We start from the raw sequence: 14,807 nt of genomic DNA on the forward strand, positions 1-14,807 counted from the left end.
ACGGAGGAAGGGGGCGGCAGCACGATGGCACTGCGCCACGCCGTACTGGCGGCGCTGCTCGACGAGGAACTGAGCGGCTACCAGCTGGCCAAGGCGTTCGACATGGGCGTGGCCAACTTCTGGCACGCCCTGCCCCAGCAGCTCTACGTCGAACTCGCCAAGCTGGAGCAAGAGGGCCTGATCGCGGGCCGCGAGGTCGTCCAGGACACCCGCCCCAACAAGCGGCTGTTCCGGGTCACCCCCGTCGGTCTCGCCGAGCTGGACCGCTTCACGGCCGCCGCCACCAAGCCGTCCTTCATGCGCGACGACCTCGTCGTCAAGGTCCAGGCCGCCGACCACGTCGACGCCGGGGCACTGATCACCCAGCTCGCCGAGCGGGCCATCTTCGCCGCCGCCAAGATCGAGCTCTTCGAGGCGATGCTGTGGAAGATGCGCGGCGAGCGCACCGAGGAGGAGTTCCTGCGCCACGGCGAGCGCATCGGCCCGTACCTGACCTGCCTGCGCGGCCTCGACTTCGAGCGCGCCAACCGGGACTGGTACGAGCGCACCATCACGGTCCTGCGCGAAAGGCGGCCCGACCATGGCTGAGGCATCCCCCCTGCGCTACGTGGCGCTCGGCGACAGCCAGACCGAAGGGCTCGGCGACGGCGACGACACCACCGGCCTGCGCGGCTGCGCCGACCGCCTCGCCGAGCGACTGGTCCTGCACCACCCCGGCGTCCTCTACGCCAACCTCGCCGTGCGCGGCCGCCTCGCGGGCCAGGTCAGGGAGGGGCAGTTGGCGCCCGCCCTCGCGCTGTGCCCCGACCTCGCCACGGTCGTCGCCGGGGTCAACGACCTGCTGCGGCCCCGTTTCGACCCGGACGAGACCGCCGCTCACCTGGAGGCCATGTTCGCGGCGCTCACCGGTGCGGGCGCCCGCGTCGCGACCGTCACCTTCCCCGACATAGGCCGGCTCGTCCCGCTCGCCCGCCCGCTCGGCTCCCGCGTCACCGCCCTCAACGCCCGGATCCGGCTGGCCGCCGACCGGCACGGGGTGGCCCTCGCCGACACCGCACGGCATCCCGTGGTGACCGATCCCCGGTTGTGGAGCGAGGACCGGCTGCACGCGAGCCCGCGCGGCCACGCGCTCATCGCCGCCTCCGTGGCCCACGCCCTCGGCCTACCCGGCGCCGACGACTCCTGGACCCGCCCCCTGCCGGGCCCCGGAGCGGCTCCCCGCACGGTGGCCGGCGAACTGCGCTGGGCCAACGCCTTCTTGAGCCCGTGGCTCGCCCGCCGCGTCCGCGGCCGCTCCTCCGGCACGGACCGCACCGCGAAGCGCCCCGCCCTCCTCCCGGTGTCCCCGGCGGCCTAGTCCGGCACCCGAGCGGGCGCGAGCGGGCGCGAGCGGGGGCGACCTGGTCGAGCGCCGAATCCGTCAGGAATCGAGAAGCGTCCCGCGCGGTGCGGCCCTAGCCTGCCCACCATGGACATCACCATTCACACGACCTCCCTCCCGCACGACGACCCGGACGCGTCGCTCGCCTTCTACCGCGACGTCCTCGGCTTCGAGGTCCGCAGCGACGTCGGGCAGGGCCGGATGCGCTGGATCACGGTCGGCCCGGTCGGTCAGCCGGGCACGTCGATCCTCCTGGCGCCGCCCGCCGTCGACCCCGGGATCACCGAGGCCGAGCGCCGCACGATCACCGAGATGATGGCCAAGGGCACCTACGGCTGGATCCTGTTGGCCACCCCGAACCTCGACGCCCTGTTCGAGAAGGTGCAGGCCGGCGACGCCGAGGTCGTCCAGGAGCCGACCGACCAGCCGTACGGCATCCGCGACTGCGCGTTCCGCGACCCCGCGGGCAACCTCGTCCGCGTCCAGCAACTGCGCTGAGCAGCCGCGCGGCCACCGACTCAGGGAAGGGTTCCCATGTGCACGTCCGAATGGCGGCGCGCGCGCGTCGAGGCGCAGCGCCTGGCCGACTTCGCGCGGCTGCGCCGCGTCCGCGACCGGATCGACAGGGAGTACGAGCGACCGCTGGACGTGGAGGCGCTGGCCCACGACGTGCACCTGGCCGCGGGGCAGATGAGCCGGCTGTTCCGGGACGCCTACGGCCAGTCGCCGTACGCGTACCTGATGACGCGGCGCATCGAGCGGGCGACCGCGCTGCTGCGCCGGGGCGACCTCACCGTCGCCGAGGTCCGCTCCGCGGTCGGCGGCTGCTCACCGGGCACCTTCACCGCCCGCTTCACCGAGCTGGTCGGCATGCCGCCCGGGGACTTCCGGCGCCAGGGGGAGGGGTCGGGGATCGAGCTGGAGGGGGTGCCGGCGTGCGTGTCGAAGCAGGTCCGGGGATCGGTCAGGATTCGAGAAGCCCCGGCGGCCTCCCGAGCCCTAGCGTGATGGTCATGGCAACCACCGCTTCCACCGCAGCCCTCACGTCCGTCACGTCCGTCACCCTCGAGGTGGCCGACCCCAAGGCCGCCCGCCGCTTCTACAGCGCCTTCGGCGTGGACGCGTACGTCCACCTGCGGGCGTCCGACGCGCACTCCACCGGATTCCGCGGCTTCACCCTGGCGCTCACGGTGTCCGGGCCGGCCACCGTCGACGGCTTCGTCGGCGCCGCCGTGGCCGCCGGCGCCACGGTGCTGAAGCCCGCCGCGAAGTCGCTGTGGGGCTACAGCGGTGTCGTCCAGGCACCGGACGGGACGATCTGGAAGATCGCGACCTCGGAGAAGAAGGACAACGGCCCCGCCACCCGCGAGATCGACGAGATCGTCCTGCTGGTCGGCGTCGAGGCCGTGAAGGCCACCAAGCAGTTCTACGTCGACCGGGGCCTGACCGTGGTCAAGAGCTTCGGCGGCAAGTACGTCGAGTTCGCCGCCGGCCCGTCCCACCCGGTCAAGATGGCGCTGTACAAGCGCCGGGCGCTGGCCAAGGAGGTCGGCGTCCCCGTCGACGGCACCGGCTCGCACCGCCTCGTCCTCGGCAGCACCGCCGACGCCTGCACCGACCCGGACGGCTTCGTCTGGGAGGCCGCCGCGTAGTCGGCCACCCCTCCCCCCCCCGCTTGCCCTGCCCCCCGTACGAGAGGAACCGTCATGCCCTCTGCCAACGCCTCCAACGCCTCCACCACCACCGAGAAGTACGACGGGTTCACCGCCGAGGAGCGGGCCGCGATGAAGGACCACGCACGCGAGGAGAAGAAGGCGGCGGCCCGGCGCGGCTCGTCCCGGGCGGAGAAGGCGGCTGCGGAGGAGCGGGACGTGCTCGCGAAGATCGCCGAGATGACGGAGACCGACCGCGTCCTCGCCGAGCGGATCCACGCGATCGTCACGACCGCCGCTCCGGACCTCGCGCCCAAGCTCTGGTACGGGATGCCCGCGTACGCCAGGGACGGCAAGGTCGTCTGCCACTTCCAGAGCGCGGACAAGTTCAAGTCGCGCTACGCCACGCTCGGCTTCAGCGACCAGGCGGCACTCGACGACGGCGCCGTGTGGGCGACGTCCTACGCCGTACGGGAACTGACCGCGGCCGACGAGGAGCGGATCGGCGCGCTCGTCAAGAAGGCGGTGGGCTGAGCGGCGGGCCGGCCACCCCTTACGCCCCGCGCGCCGCGTCGTGGGCCGTCAGGGCGGCCGCCAGTCTGCGGGCGTCGGTCGGGTCGGTGGCGTCGTGGCCGGTCAGCAGGTGGATCCGGCCCAGGCGGTAGGTCAGGGTGTTGCGGTGCACGGTCAGGGCGTCCGCGGCCTCCGCGCGCCGGTAGCCCGCCGCGATGAACTCCCGCAGGGTCTCCAGCAGATGGGGTTGGTCCGCCAGCGGCTCCAGGGTCCGGGCCAGGGCGTCGCGGGCCGGTCCCGGCTGGACGAGCTGGTACTCCACGGCCAGGTCGGCGAGCCGGTACAGACCGGGGGAGCGCCCCAGGGCCTCGGCCAGCGCGAGCACCTCGCCGGCCTCCGTGTGCGCCCGCTCGACCGCCGCGTGTTCCCGCGCGGTGGCGGCCGCCGCGATGCAGGGCAGCCCGGTCGCCGCGTCGAGCCGCGCGAGCAGTCGGCGCGCCGCGCACGGCGGCGACTGCCCCTTGCCGCGCCGCGCCGCCCCGTCCCCGCCGCCCCCGCCGTCCTGCGCCAGCGGTACGAGCAGCACGCCGCCCTCGCCCTTGAGCGTGGCCAGCACCTCCGGGTCGCGGTCGAGCTCGCTCCGTACGGCGCGCAACACGCCCGCGGCGGCGCCGCCCGGGGCGTCGGGCAGCCGGAAGACCACCACGTCGTAGCGCTCCGCGAGCGTGCGCCCGTACCGCTCCGCCGCCCGGCGGGCCGGACGCCCGGCGAGCAGGACGTCGGCCAGGTTCCGGCCGTGCTCGCGCTGCTCCCAGTCCAGGTCCGCCTGTTCGCGCACGTACGCCGCGGCCACCTTCGGCATCACCTCGCCGAGGAAGCCGAGCAGCCGGGTCCCCAGTAGGTACGGATCCACCCCGGTGTCCGCGCCGGCCGCCGCGGCCAGCGCCAGCTTCCAGGCCTCGCCCGCGCCCAGCGAGTACACCCGCAGCACCGCCTCCAGCGGCACTCCGTCGCGCGCCCGCTCGGCGCCCCACGCGACCGGCGCGGCCAGCTCCGGCGCGGCCGGGAGCCGGCCTTCGGCGAGGGTGACGAGGAAGAGCCGCAGCACGGCTTCGGTGTTGGCGAGCAGGTCCCCGGCGATGACGCTGTCGGGCAGCAGCCGGTAGGCGGGTATCTCGGCGGTCAGGTGGGCGACGGTCGCCGCGGCGATCTCCCCGACCCTGGGCAGCAGTACGGCGGTGAATCCGGCCTCGTCCATGCGCGCATTGTCACCGTGCACAAACGCGGGCGGAAGCTTTCTGCGCGTACCGCCAGGGGACACGGGGATCCGGCCGGAGCATTCTGTGCGGTGCGACCAACCGACCCCTCCCAGAACCTCAAGGACCCCCAGGAGAGTTGCGATGGCATCGACCGCACGGCCCGTCCGCAGGTGGCTCGCCCGGGCCGCCCTCCCGTTGGCGCTCGCCCTGGCGGCCACGGCCGCCCCGGCCCAGGCCGCACCCACCGACGCGGGCTCGGCCGCCGCCCCCGCCGCGTCCGCCTCCCGCGGCATCAACGACTTCTCCTGTCGGCCCGGTTCGGCCCATCCGGAGCCGGTGGTCCTGCTCCACGGGACCTTCGCGACCTGGTACGAGGACCTCAACTTCCTCCAGGCCGACCTCGCCGCCCGCGGCTACTGCACCTTCGCCCTCACCTACGGCGCCTACGACGGCTTCCCGCTGGTCGGCGGCCTGAAGCCGGTGGCCGTCTCCAACCTGGAGATCAAGGACCACGTCGAGCGGGTGCGCGCCGCCACCGGCGCGGCCAAGGTCAGCGTCGTGGGCCACTCCGAGGGCGGCCTGCAGGCCCTCTACCTCGCGAAGATGCAGGGGATCCAGCCGCACATCAAGGCCGTCGTCGCGATCGCCCCGCCGACCCACGGCACGGACGCCGCCCGGCTGGTCGACCTCGGCGACAAGCTGCTCGGCCGCGGCACCCTCGACAACATCGCGGCCACCCTCGGCTTCCCGGTGCTGTCCGACGAGTTCCCGGGCGGGCCCGCCATCGTGGCTCTCAACGACGGCCCGGTGGCCCAGCGCGGGATCGCCTACACCATCATCTCGTCCCGCTACGACGAGCTCGTCACCCCGACGGAGACGGCCTTCGTCCGCGAACCGGGCGTCAACAACCGCTACGTACAGGACTCCTGCCCGCTCGACCCGGTGGGGCACATCGGCGAGGCGTACGACCTCAACGTCTGGCACCTCGTCCGCAACGCCCTCGACCCGGGCCGCGCGACTCCGATCCTGATCTGCGCCGTCGGCTCCCCGGGCTGATCCGGCTCCGCCCGACCCCGTCCCAGCACGCGCGACCGAACCGCCGTACCCCCGAAGGCTCCCGCCCGGTGCACCCCACCGGCCGGGAGCCTCCGTGCGTGCACGGCCCGGCCCCTCGCGAACGGCCCCTCGCGAACGGCCCGTCGCGAACGGCCCGTCCCGCGCGTCGGTGCGGGACCGGAGCGGGAGACGAGCGGGACCGGGTCGTGGCAGCGTCGCCCCGGCAGGCGCGAGGAGAGGAGGACGCGGTGCTGGATCACGGCCCGGACCGTCCGAAGGAGCAGGCGCGGTCGCACGACGTCCTGGCGGAGCTGGCGTCCTTGGAGGAGTGGACCCACCGGGCCGCAGGACGAGCGGCGGACCGCGAGCGGGAGTTCGCCGTCCGGACGCGGACGGTCGCCGGCATGCACGTCCTCGTCGCCGTCACGGCCCGGGCGACCGCCGGTGACCCGGCCCCGGCCGCGGTCGGGGCGGCGGACGCGCTCGTGCTGGGCTCCGTGGTGCGGGGACTGCTGGACCTGGCGGGATATCAAGCGGGGGCCGCCCACACCGTGGTCGTCCTGACCGGACGGAGCGCGCGCGTCGTGGCGTGCACGGGCCCGTTCGAGGGAGGGGACGCGGACGCACCGGTGCTTCCCGGCACGAGCGGCCGCCGGGGAACGGGCGGGGAACCGTTCGGGAAGGCCCGTGAGGACGATCAGTGACGTAGGAAGCGAGCGCAACACACCGGGGGTAGAGACATGCGCAGCAAGTGGATCGCACTGATCGGGATCGTCGCGGCGGCCGTCGTCCTCGGACTCGGCGTCACGGGACAGGTCGGCGCCGGCGCGGACCAGGGCCGCGGGTCCGGGCACCAGCTCCTCGCCGACGACAAGGGCCCGGCGGGCCCGACTCCCTGAGCGGCCGTCGGACCCGCGCCGCCGCTCAGCGGCGGCAGTGGTCCTCGGGCACGTCCATGAAGGCGAACAGCACGTCCGCCCGGCGGCCGTGCTCGCGGGCCGCCGCGAGGTCCCCGAGGGCCCGGGCGCAGTGGGCCATCCCCTCCAGGGCGAAGGCCTCCTCGGGCCGGTAGTCGATCGCCGCCGCCACCTTGTGCGCGTGCGCGTGCAGGGCCAGTGCCGCCGCGGGCTCGCCCCGGTGCCGGAGCAGGTTCGCGACGAGGTTCTCGACCTTCGCCTGCCGCACCGGGGTGCCGCTGGTGCGCACCAGGGCCAGCGCCCGCTCGGCGTGCTCCGCGGACCGCGCCGCACGGCCGAGGCGTCGGCAGACCTCGGCCGACAGCGCCAGGGCCAGCGCGACGTCGCCCGGGGAACTGGACCCGTCGCAGCCGGCGAGGGCCCGCTCCAGGCTGGAGTGGGCCTCCGCGTCCAGGCCCAGGCCCATCTGCGCGAAGGCCAGGTCGGTCAGGGCCATGACGCCGTTGCCCCGGTGACCGAGGCCGTGGGCGAGTTCGAGCGCCCGGCGCGCCGCGTCGGCCGCTTCCGCGTACCTGCCCCACTGCTCGTACAGCGTGCTCAGGGTGGTCAGCGTCTCGGCCTCGGACCGGGTCGCCCCCAGCTCCCGTTCGATGGCGATGGCCCGCTCCAGGTGCGGCAGGGCCTCGGCGAACCGCCCGAGCATCGTCATCAGCAGGCCGATGGTGCTCTCACCGTGCGCCTCGATGCGCCGGTCGCCCCGGCGCACCGCGACGGCGCGGGCCTCCTCGGCGACCTCGATGCCCTCGTCGAAGCGGCCGAGCTTCCAGCAGACGACGCCCATGTTGGTCAGGGTCACCCCCAGCAGGTCCAGGTCCTGGAGCCGACGGGCGGCGGCGAGGGCGAGGCGGCCGAGGTCGATGAACTCGTCGAAGTGCCCGCGGGCGTTGAGGTGGAAGACGATGTTGCGGGTCATGCACACGGTGTGCCGGTCGTGGGCCGTCCGGTCGGACAGGGCCACGGCGGCCAGCAGTCCGCCGTGCTCCCGATCGAACCACCGCTGGGCGCTGTCGGCGTCCCACAGCGCGGGAAGCTCCGCCGGGGAGGCCGTGATGCCGGTGGGCCGCCGCTCCCGGCCGGGGAACAGGACGCGGCAGGCCCGTTCGGTGGCCGACAGGTAGTAGTCGAACAGGCTCTCGACCGCGGCCTCGTCGCGCGGCCGTGTGGCGGGTGACCGCAGGCTGCGCGCGAAGCTCCCGACCAGGTCGTGGAAGGAGTAGAGCCCGATCTCGGGCTGCTGGACCAGATGTGCGTCCAGGAGGAGTTCGAGGACGTCCTCGGCTTCGCGGACGCCGGTGCCGAGCAGCGCCGCCGCGGAATGGGAGTCGAGGAAGACCCCGGGGTGCAGCGCCAGCAGGCGGAAGGCCGTCCGCGACGCGTCGTCCATGGCCTGGTAGGACAGGCGCAGGGTGGCCGCGACGCTCCGCTCGCCCGAGCTCAGTTCGTCGAGGCGGTGCGTCTCGTCGCGCAGCCGGTCGACCAGGTACTGGACGGTCCAGCGGGGCCGGTTGCGCAGCCGGGCGGTGGCGATGCGCAGGGCCAGCGGCAAGTGGTCGCAGAGCTGGGCGAGTTCGGCCGCGGCGGCCGGTTCCGCGGCCACGCGCGGCACGCCGAGGGTCTCGGTCACCAGCCGGGCGCTCTCCTCGGTCGGCATCACGCCCAGGGAGATCCAGTGGGCCCCGTCGAGGGCGACCAGCCGGGCCCGGCTGGTGATCAGCACCAGGCTGTCGCCCGAGGGCGGCAGCAGGGGAAGGATCTGGGCGGTGTCCACGGCGTTGTCGAGCAGGAGCAGCAGCCGCTTGCCCAGCAGGGCGGAGCGCCACAGGGCGGTCCGGCCCCCGGTGTCGTCGGGGATCCGGTCGCCTGGTACGCCCAGGGCGCGGAGCAGGATGTCGAGGGCGTTCCCCGGCGCGACGGGCGGCTCGCCCGGGGTGAAGCCGCGCAGGTCGATCTGGAGCCGGCCGTCGGGGAAGGCGTCGGCCATCCGGTGCGCGGCGTGCACGGCCAGGGCGGTCTTGCCGCTGCCCCCCATGCCGTCGATCGCGATCAGCCGGGCGCCCCGCTCGCCGGCCTTGGTCGAGCGGTCCAGGAGTTCGCGCAACTGCGTGTCGCGGCCGGTGAAGTCCGTCAAGTCGTAGGGCAGGGTGCACGGCGGCTCGGCGGGCGGGAGCGGTGGCGCGGGCGGCGCCGCGAGGGCCGGGGGAGCGGCGATCTCGGGGCTGTCGCGCAGGATCGCCTGATACATCCCGCTCAGCTGCGGGCCCGGGTCGATCCCGAGTTCCTCGACCAGCAGGTCGCGGATGCGGGAGTACTCCTCCAGGGCCTCGGCCTGGCGGCCGCACCGGTACAGCGCGAGCATCAGTTGGCCGCGCAGGGCCTCGTGCAGGGGCGAGCGCGCGACGAGTTCGCGCAGGCCGACCACGAGGTCGCTCGCCTCGCCCCGGTCCAGGCGCAGGGCGTAGAACTGCTCGGCGGCGGCGAGCCTGTGCTCCTCCAGCACGGCGGCCGCCGCCTCGACGACCGGACCGCCGGCGCCGGACAGGACGGGGCCGCGCCACAGGGCCAGTGCCCGGCGCAGGGCCAGCAGCACGTCGGCGGGGCGGCCCTGGGCCGCCGCCGTCCTGGCCGCGCCGACCTGGTGCCCGAACTCGATGAGGTCGAGCTGGTCGTCCGCCAGGGCGACGTGGTAGCCGGGCCCGTCGGTGATGAGGATCGCGGCGCCGCCCGGGATGCGTTGGCGCAGGTCGGCCACCGTCTTGCGGACCTGGTGCGCGGCGGTCGCGGGCGGCTCCTCGTCCCAGGCCGCCGCGACCAGGCGCGAGACCGGTACGAGCTTGCCCGGCTCCAGCAGCAGCGTGGCCAGAACCCGCTCCTGGCGGGCTCCGCCCAGACGCAGTCTGACGCCGTCGGCCCAGCCTTCGAGCGGGCCGAGCAGGTTGAAACGGACCCGTTCCACCCGTTGTTCTTGGATCACGTTTCGTCCCCCGATGCCACGCGAATCAGCAGGTCTAGACCTTATGCGTGTGGATCATAAGCCGTTCCCGAACGGTGCGGTACCGAGTTGGGAGGGGATCGGGAATCCATTCGCAGATGCTGCGGGGGCAGGCCAGAGGAATACCGGCCGGATCGGCGACCGGCCTGTGACGGCCGACGGGCCCCCGTGGACCAGGCGGTTCGAGCCGACCGCCCACGCCCCCGTCGGGCCGGCGCGCAGGTATTCCACCAAATGCAGAATTCTGTCCGGATAACGCTCAGTAGAAGGAATTACATGACGGTAAAAGCTGACCTCACGCGAGCGCGGACATTCGCACAGGACGGGTTCGTCACCACCGGTTCCCTGCTCTCGGCGACGGAGGTCGAGGTCTACCGGGAGATCTACGACCGTTTCCTGAAGGGGGACATCGAGAGCGGCGACAAGCGCTCCGACCTCGGCTCGCACGTTCCGCGGCGGGACGGGGTGGCCGAGAACATCACCCAGATCATGTGGCCCTCGGCGCTGCACCCGCCGCTGCTGGAGATGCCCCTGCACGCCCGGGCCCTGGCGATGGCCAAGGAACTCATCGGTGACGACGCCGTCCTCGACTTCGACATGCTGATCCACAAGGCGCCGCACACCGACGTGCCCACGCCCTGGCACCAGGACGCGGCCTACTGGCTCGACCTGCCCGACAAGCGGGCCGTCTCCATCTGGGTGGCCCTGGACGAGGCCGTCCTCGACAACGGCTGCATGTGGTACGTCCGGGGCTCGCACCAGCAACCCCTGCGCCGCCACTACCCCACCAGCGACGGCCAGAACATCCAGTGCGACTGCTCCGAGGACGAGCCCGGCGCGACGCCGGTGCCCCTGGGACCGGGCGAAGGCGTGGCGCACGCGGGCAGCACGCTCCACGCGTCCCGCGGCAACACCACCGACTCGGTGCGCCGCGCCTACATCCTCAACTTCCGCTCCGCCGAGATGCTCCGGCTCGAACGGGAGCTGGGCTACGACGTGGGCCTGACGGAGAACGTCCGCCTGGTGCGCAACGCCAACGCCGACGCCGACGCCGCCGACCCCGCCGCCGACTGACCCGTACACCCGTACACCCGTACACCCGTACACCCGTACTCCGTCAACTCCGCGGTCCGTACGCCCCCTACTGCCACGAGGTGTTCCATGGATTCCCAGAACCGTCCGGCGAAGGTGAAGCTGAGCGGAGCGGTGATGACCCACCCGCGCCGCCTGGAGGAAGCCCGACTGCTGGCCGCCGCCGACCCGCACCGGCGCATCGAGGTCGTGGTGGACCCCGAGCCCGAGGGCCGACCGACCGCGCTGCGGGTTGCCCCGTTGTCGTGGGACTGCGTGGCCCCCGACGCCACGCACCACCTGGTCCTGCAGGACGACGTCGAGCTCGCCGACGGGTTCTTCGCGTACGTCGAGCAGGTCGCCGCGGCGGCCGGCGACGAGGCGGTCGCCTTCTACGCCGGCTGGGAGACCCGCAACGGCGGCGTGGCCCGGCTCGCGGCACTGACCGGCGCGCCGTGGGCCTACGCGCTCCAGGAACACGTCCCGTGCTACGCCCTGTTGCTGCCGGCCGACGTGGCCCGCGGGTACGCGCGCTTCCAGGCCGAGGACGAGCCCGGGTGGCCGTACGACGTGGTGGTGCAGCGCTACCTCAACGCCCGCGGCGTCCCGGTCCGCTTCTGCACGCCCAGCCTGGTGCAGCACATGGACATGCCGAGCCTCGCCGGGAACGCCTACCACGGGTTCCGCCAGGCCACCCTGTTCGCCGACCGGGCCGTGGAGCCCACGACGCACGACAGCGTCCGCTTCGACGTGGTGCCGTTCTACCAGTACGGCCTGGCCCGCTGCGCGGTCCGCACCGGCGCGGGCTGGGAGTACGTCGAGACCGAGCGCCACCTGCGCCGGACCGGGCTGCTGGACGCGTGCCTGGCCGCCCTGGCCTCGGCCGTCCCCCACGACCTGCCGGAGCAGGTGCGCCGAGCCGTGTGGGTGACCGGCTTCGCCATCGGCGCCGTGACGGCCGCCGCGCCGGAGGCCGACCCGCAGGTCGCGGCCGCGGCGATGGCCACGCTGGGCCCCGGCGGCCTCTGCGAGGACTACGGCGTCGACGACCTGCTCGCCCTCTCCCACCCCGTCCGGGACCTGGCGCTGGCCGCGCTCGACGAGGGACGCAAGGCCCACCGCCCCGACGGGCCCGCGGCGGGCTCCGCACCCCGCGCCCGTACGGTCGTGACCGGCGGCGCCGATGCCTTCGGACGCCAACTGGCCGGCCTGCTCGGCGACCTGGACCACCGGGCCGAGTACCTGGCGGCCTCGCAGGCGAACCCGTCGGCGGACCTCGCCGCGCACCCGCTCGCGGCCCTGGTCCACCTCGGTCGTCCCACCGACGGACCCGAGGCGCTGCGGTACGCGCTGCGGGCCGCGGAGGCGGCGGGAGCCGAGCGCCTGCTCTACGCCGGCTCGGCCGCCGTCTACCGGGGCAGCGGCGAGCGGACGCTCGCCGAGGGGGACCTGACGGGCCCTCCGGGTGATCCGGTGGCCCTGGCCTGGTGGCAGGAGGAGGAGCTGTGCCGGGCCTGGGGCGAACGCACCGGCATCCCGGTGCAGGTGCTGCGGCTCGCCGATCCGGTGGGACCGCACGCCGCCCGCGGGTCCGCGTCCGTGGACTGGGTGCACCTGGCCTGGACGCGGCAGCCGCTGGCCCTGGACCCCCGGGGCGTCCACCAGGTCCTGGACTACCGGGACATGGCCGCGGCGATCGACGCCGTCCTCACCGCGGAGCCGTCCGAGCCGGTGTTCAACGTCGCCTCGGCCACCTTCGGCGAGGAGGAACTGGCCGGGCTGGTCGCAGGGGTCTCCCGCCGCACGCCGTGGGAGACCGGCTCCGCGGACCGGACGCAGCGGTGGTGCATGACGACGGACCTCATCACGGCCGGACCCGGCTGGTCCGCAAGCGAGTCGGTCACCGAAGGCCTGCGCGATCTGGCCCAGTGGTACGCCTGCGACGTCCACGGCGGCGACGACCTCCCCGCCTAGATCCGCGCGCACCACCCATCCCTTCGGAATTCCTCAAGGAGCACACGATGTCCGGTATAGCCGGGTTGGTAGATTTCTCGCGCACCGCCTCGGGCGCCGGCCGCGGTGGCTCGGACCTCGCGTCCGTCGCACGGGCCATGACCGGGACCATGGCCCGGCGCGGGCCGGACGGCGGCGGCGTGTGGCTCTCGGAGCACGCCGCTCTGGGCCGGCGGACGCTGTCCCCGGCCGGCTCCGACGGCCCGGGCCTCCCGACCGTCTTCGCCGACGGCTCCGGCACCCGGGCGGTGGTCGCCTTCAGCGGCGAGCTGTACAACCTCCGCGAACTGGGCGCACGGCTGAGGTCGTCGGGACACACCCTGCGCTCCGACACCGACGCCGACACCGACGCCGAGGTGGTGCTGCACGCGTACCTGGAGTGGGGGCCGGACTTCGTCACCCACATCGAGGGGGTCTACGGCTTCGCCCTCTGGGACGAACACCGCCAGGAACTGCTCCTGGTGCGCGACCGGATGGGGGTGAAACCGCTCTTCTACGCGCCGACCGCCGCGGGCGTCCTCTTCGGCTCCGAACCCAAGGCGATCCTCGCGCACCCCGACTTCTCCGCCGTGCTGGACGCCGACGGGCTGCGCGACATCCTGGCGGTGGCCCGCGTACCGGGGCACGCCATCTTCCGCGGCATGAAGGAGGTGCTGCCCGGCCACACCCTGCGCGTCACGCGGACCGGCACCGAGGAACGGCGCTACTGGGGCCTGGAGGTCAGGGACCACACGGACTCGCTGGAGCAGACCGTCGCGACCCTGCGCGAGCTGCTCGAATCCGCCGTCGCCCAACAGATGGTCGCCGACACCACCCCCTGCTCCCTGCTCTCCGGGGGCCTGGACTCCAGCGCGCTCACCGCGATCGCCGCGCAGGTCGTCCGCCGCGAGGGGCTGGGAACCCTGCGGTCCCTCTCCGTCAACGACGAGGACCCCGCGCGACCGGGCGGGGGCGGCGGCAACGAGGACCACGTCTACGCCCGCCTGATGGCCGACCACGTCGGTTCGGACCTCAGCGAGATCTCGCTCGGCACCCTGGACCTGCTCGACCCCGCGCTGCGGGCCTCGGTGCTGGCCGCCTACGACCTGCCCATCAACAAGGGCGACCAGTACGCCTCGCTGCACCAGCTCTTCGCCGAGGCGCGCCGGTACGCGACCGTGGCCCTGTCGGGGGAGCTCGGCGACGACGTCTTCGGCGGATACAACTGGCAACGCCTGCCCGAATGGGTCTTCAGCGACACCTTCCCGTGGATCCAGGAGGGACGGGGCCGCTACCGCGGCAACGAGGTCGTCTTCGACCCGGGTCTGCTGGCCAAGCTCGACCTGGCCGCGTACGAGCGCGACTCGCACAGCACGGCGGTGGCGGAGCTCTCGGCCGCCGAGACGATCGTCGACCCGACCGAGGCGCGCTACCGCGAGGTGACCTACCTCGCGCAGACCCGCCACGCCCGGGTCCTCTTCGACCGGCTGGACCGGCTGGGGATGGCGTGCGGACTGCGGATCAGGGTTCCGTTCGCCGACTTCCGGCTCGTCGACTACGCCTTCAACATCCCCTGGGCCATGAAGAGCTTCGACGGCCGGGAGAAGAGCCTGTTGCGCGCGGCCGTGCGCGACCTGCTCCCGGACCCGGTGGCCATGCGGATCAAGACCCCCTACCCCAACCTCCGCACCGGCGCCTACGACCGGAAGCTGCGCGAACGCCTCGTCGCGGTCGTCCGGGACGCCGACAGCCCGGTCAACGCGCTCTTCTCGGCCGAGTTCCGGCGGACGGTCGCGGCGGACGGGGCGGCCGCGCTGGAACACGGCCTGAGCCGGGCGGCGTTGGAGACGGCCCTCCAGACGGACAGCTGGCTGCGGACCTACGGGGTGCGGATCGCCTTGTGAGCCCGGGCCCCGG

14 protein-coding genes are annotated in these 14,807 nt (G+C 73.9%); 12 read left to right on the forward strand and 2 right to left on the reverse strand.

The features are described 5' to 3' along the window. Positions 1–24: 24 nt before the first annotated feature. The 6 genes from ACIBEA_RS21115 (at position 25) to ACIBEA_RS21140 (ending at position 3,567) form a co-directional block, all read left to right on the forward strand. The gene (locus tag ACIBEA_RS21115) at positions 25–588 is read left to right on the forward strand and encodes a PadR family transcriptional regulator (RefSeq protein ID WP_399263445.1); all 564 of its coding nucleotides are present in this window, start codon (positions 25–27) and stop codon (positions 586–588) included. Next, positions 581–1,357 carry an SGNH/GDSL hydrolase family protein gene (locus ACIBEA_RS21120; protein ID WP_399263039.1) on the forward strand — a complete coding sequence of 259 codons (777 nt, stop codon included), beginning with the start codon at positions 581–583 and terminating at the stop codon, positions 1,355–1,357. Before ACIBEA_RS21115 ends, ACIBEA_RS21120 begins: the two co-directional genes overlap by 8 nt. Before the next feature lie 111 nt (positions 1,358–1,468). Beyond that, positions 1,469–1,879 (forward strand): VOC family protein, encoded by a 411-nt coding sequence (locus tag ACIBEA_RS21125; RefSeq protein WP_399263041.1) that lies wholly within the window; start codon positions 1,469–1,471, stop codon positions 1,877–1,879. 36 nt (positions 1,880–1,915) lie between these two features. After that, complete coding sequence (locus tag ACIBEA_RS21130) at positions 1,916–2,389, forward strand: helix-turn-helix transcriptional regulator (protein ID WP_399263043.1); 474 nt, start codon at positions 1,916–1,918, stop codon at positions 2,387–2,389. Continuing rightward, positions 2,389–3,033 (forward strand): glyoxalase, encoded by a 645-nt coding sequence (locus ACIBEA_RS21135; protein ID WP_399263045.1) that lies wholly within the window; start codon positions 2,389–2,391, stop codon positions 3,031–3,033. The genes ACIBEA_RS21130 and ACIBEA_RS21135 overlap by 1 nt, the downstream gene beginning before the upstream one ends. Positions 3,034–3,087: 54 nt before the next feature. Then, positions 3,088–3,567 (forward strand): iron chaperone, encoded by a 480-nt coding sequence (locus tag ACIBEA_RS21140; protein WP_399263047.1) that lies wholly within the window; start codon positions 3,088–3,090, stop codon positions 3,565–3,567. A gap of 19 nt (positions 3,568–3,586) precedes the next feature. Here ACIBEA_RS21140 and ACIBEA_RS21145 read toward each other — a convergent pair whose 3' ends face one another. Then, a complete protein-coding gene (locus ACIBEA_RS21145; RefSeq protein WP_399263049.1) occupies positions 3,587–4,804 on the reverse strand; it encodes a PucR family transcriptional regulator in 1,218 nt (405 codons plus the stop codon). A gap of 142 nt (positions 4,805–4,946) precedes the next feature. Here ACIBEA_RS21145 and ACIBEA_RS21150 point away from each other — a divergent pair, with 142 nt between their 5' ends. The 3 genes from ACIBEA_RS21150 to ACIBEA_RS21160 all read left to right on the forward strand — a co-directional run bounded on the left by ACIBEA_RS21150 (position 4,947) and on the right by ACIBEA_RS21160 (position 6,760). Continuing rightward, positions 4,947–5,861, forward strand: a complete 915-nt coding sequence (locus ACIBEA_RS21150) for an esterase/lipase family protein (protein WP_399263051.1) — start codon at positions 4,947–4,949, stop codon at positions 5,859–5,861. 248 nt (positions 5,862–6,109) lie between these two features. Beyond that, positions 6,110–6,565 (forward strand): hypothetical protein, encoded by a 456-nt coding sequence (locus tag ACIBEA_RS21155; protein ID WP_399263053.1) that lies wholly within the window; start codon positions 6,110–6,112, stop codon positions 6,563–6,565. Positions 6,566–6,601: 36 nt separating this feature from the next. Continuing rightward, positions 6,602–6,760, forward strand: coding sequence for a hypothetical protein (locus tag ACIBEA_RS21160; protein WP_399263055.1), 159 nt, complete (start codon positions 6,602–6,604; stop codon positions 6,758–6,760). Positions 6,761–6,785: 25 nt separating this feature from the next. On the opposite strand, the gene ACIBEA_RS21165 is transcribed toward ACIBEA_RS21160, so the two are convergent. Then, positions 6,786–9,809: a BTAD domain-containing putative transcriptional regulator gene (locus ACIBEA_RS21165; protein WP_399263057.1), complete on the reverse strand. Its 3,024-nt coding sequence runs from the start codon at positions 9,807–9,809 to the stop codon at positions 6,786–6,788. A 294-nt stretch (positions 9,810–10,103) separates the two neighbouring features. On the opposite strand from ACIBEA_RS21165, the gene ACIBEA_RS21170 reads away from it, so the two are divergent. The 3 genes from ACIBEA_RS21170 to asnB all read left to right on the forward strand — a co-directional run bounded on the left by ACIBEA_RS21170 (position 10,104) and on the right by asnB (position 14,794). Further along, entirely contained in the window at positions 10,104–10,901 is a 798-nt protein-coding gene (locus tag ACIBEA_RS21170; RefSeq protein WP_399263059.1) for a phytanoyl-CoA dioxygenase family protein, read from the forward strand. Between the two features lie 87 nt (positions 10,902–10,988). Then, the gene (locus tag ACIBEA_RS21175; protein ID WP_399263061.1) at positions 10,989–12,872 is read left to right on the forward strand and encodes an NAD-dependent epimerase/dehydratase family protein; all 1,884 of its coding nucleotides are present in this window, start codon (positions 10,989–10,991) and stop codon (positions 12,870–12,872) included. 47 nt (positions 12,873–12,919) lie between these two features. Beyond that, complete coding sequence (asnB, locus tag ACIBEA_RS21180; protein ID WP_399263063.1) at positions 12,920–14,794, forward strand: asparagine synthase (glutamine-hydrolyzing); 1,875 nt, start codon at positions 12,920–12,922, stop codon at positions 14,792–14,794. Positions 14,795–14,807: the final 13 nt, after the last annotated feature.

Source organism: Streptomyces sp. NPDC051555 (genome assembly GCF_044454405.1).
Taxonomy (GTDB): Bacteria; Actinomycetota; Actinomycetes; order Streptomycetales; family Streptomycetaceae; genus Streptomyces.

What these genes read in the sequence shown, in the direction of transcription:
- ACIBEA_RS21115 (WP_399263445.1), top strand. Translation starts at nt 25, where the DNA reads ATGGCACTGCGCCACGCCGTACTGGCGGCGCTGCTCGACGAGGAACTG.
- ACIBEA_RS21120 (WP_399263039.1), top strand. Translation starts at nt 581, where the DNA reads ATGGCTGAGGCATCCCCCCTGCGCTACGTGGCGCTCGGCGACAGCCAG.
- ACIBEA_RS21125 (WP_399263041.1), top strand. Translation starts at nt 1,469, where the DNA reads ATGGACATCACCATTCACACGACCTCCCTCCCGCACGACGACCCGGAC.
- ACIBEA_RS21130 (WP_399263043.1), top strand. Translation starts at nt 1,916, where the DNA reads ATGTGCACGTCCGAATGGCGGCGCGCGCGCGTCGAGGCGCAGCGCCTG.
- ACIBEA_RS21135 (WP_399263045.1), top strand. Translation starts at nt 2,389, where the DNA reads ATGGTCATGGCAACCACCGCTTCCACCGCAGCCCTCACGTCCGTCACG.
- ACIBEA_RS21140 (WP_399263047.1), top strand. Translation starts at nt 3,088, where the DNA reads ATGCCCTCTGCCAACGCCTCCAACGCCTCCACCACCACCGAGAAGTAC.
- ACIBEA_RS21145 (WP_399263049.1), bottom strand. Translation starts at nt 4,804, where the DNA reads ATGGACGAGGCCGGATTCACCGCCGTACTGCTGCCCAGGGTCGGGGAG.
- ACIBEA_RS21150 (WP_399263051.1), top strand. Translation starts at nt 4,947, where the DNA reads ATGGCATCGACCGCACGGCCCGTCCGCAGGTGGCTCGCCCGGGCCGCC.
- ACIBEA_RS21160 (WP_399263055.1), top strand. Translation starts at nt 6,602, where the DNA reads ATGCGCAGCAAGTGGATCGCACTGATCGGGATCGTCGCGGCGGCCGTC.
- ACIBEA_RS21170 (WP_399263059.1), top strand. Translation starts at nt 10,104, where the DNA reads ATGACGGTAAAAGCTGACCTCACGCGAGCGCGGACATTCGCACAGGAC.
- ACIBEA_RS21175 (WP_399263061.1), top strand. Translation starts at nt 10,989, where the DNA reads ATGGATTCCCAGAACCGTCCGGCGAAGGTGAAGCTGAGCGGAGCGGTG.
- asnB (WP_399263063.1), top strand. Translation starts at nt 12,920, where the DNA reads ATGTCCGGTATAGCCGGGTTGGTAGATTTCTCGCGCACCGCCTCGGGC.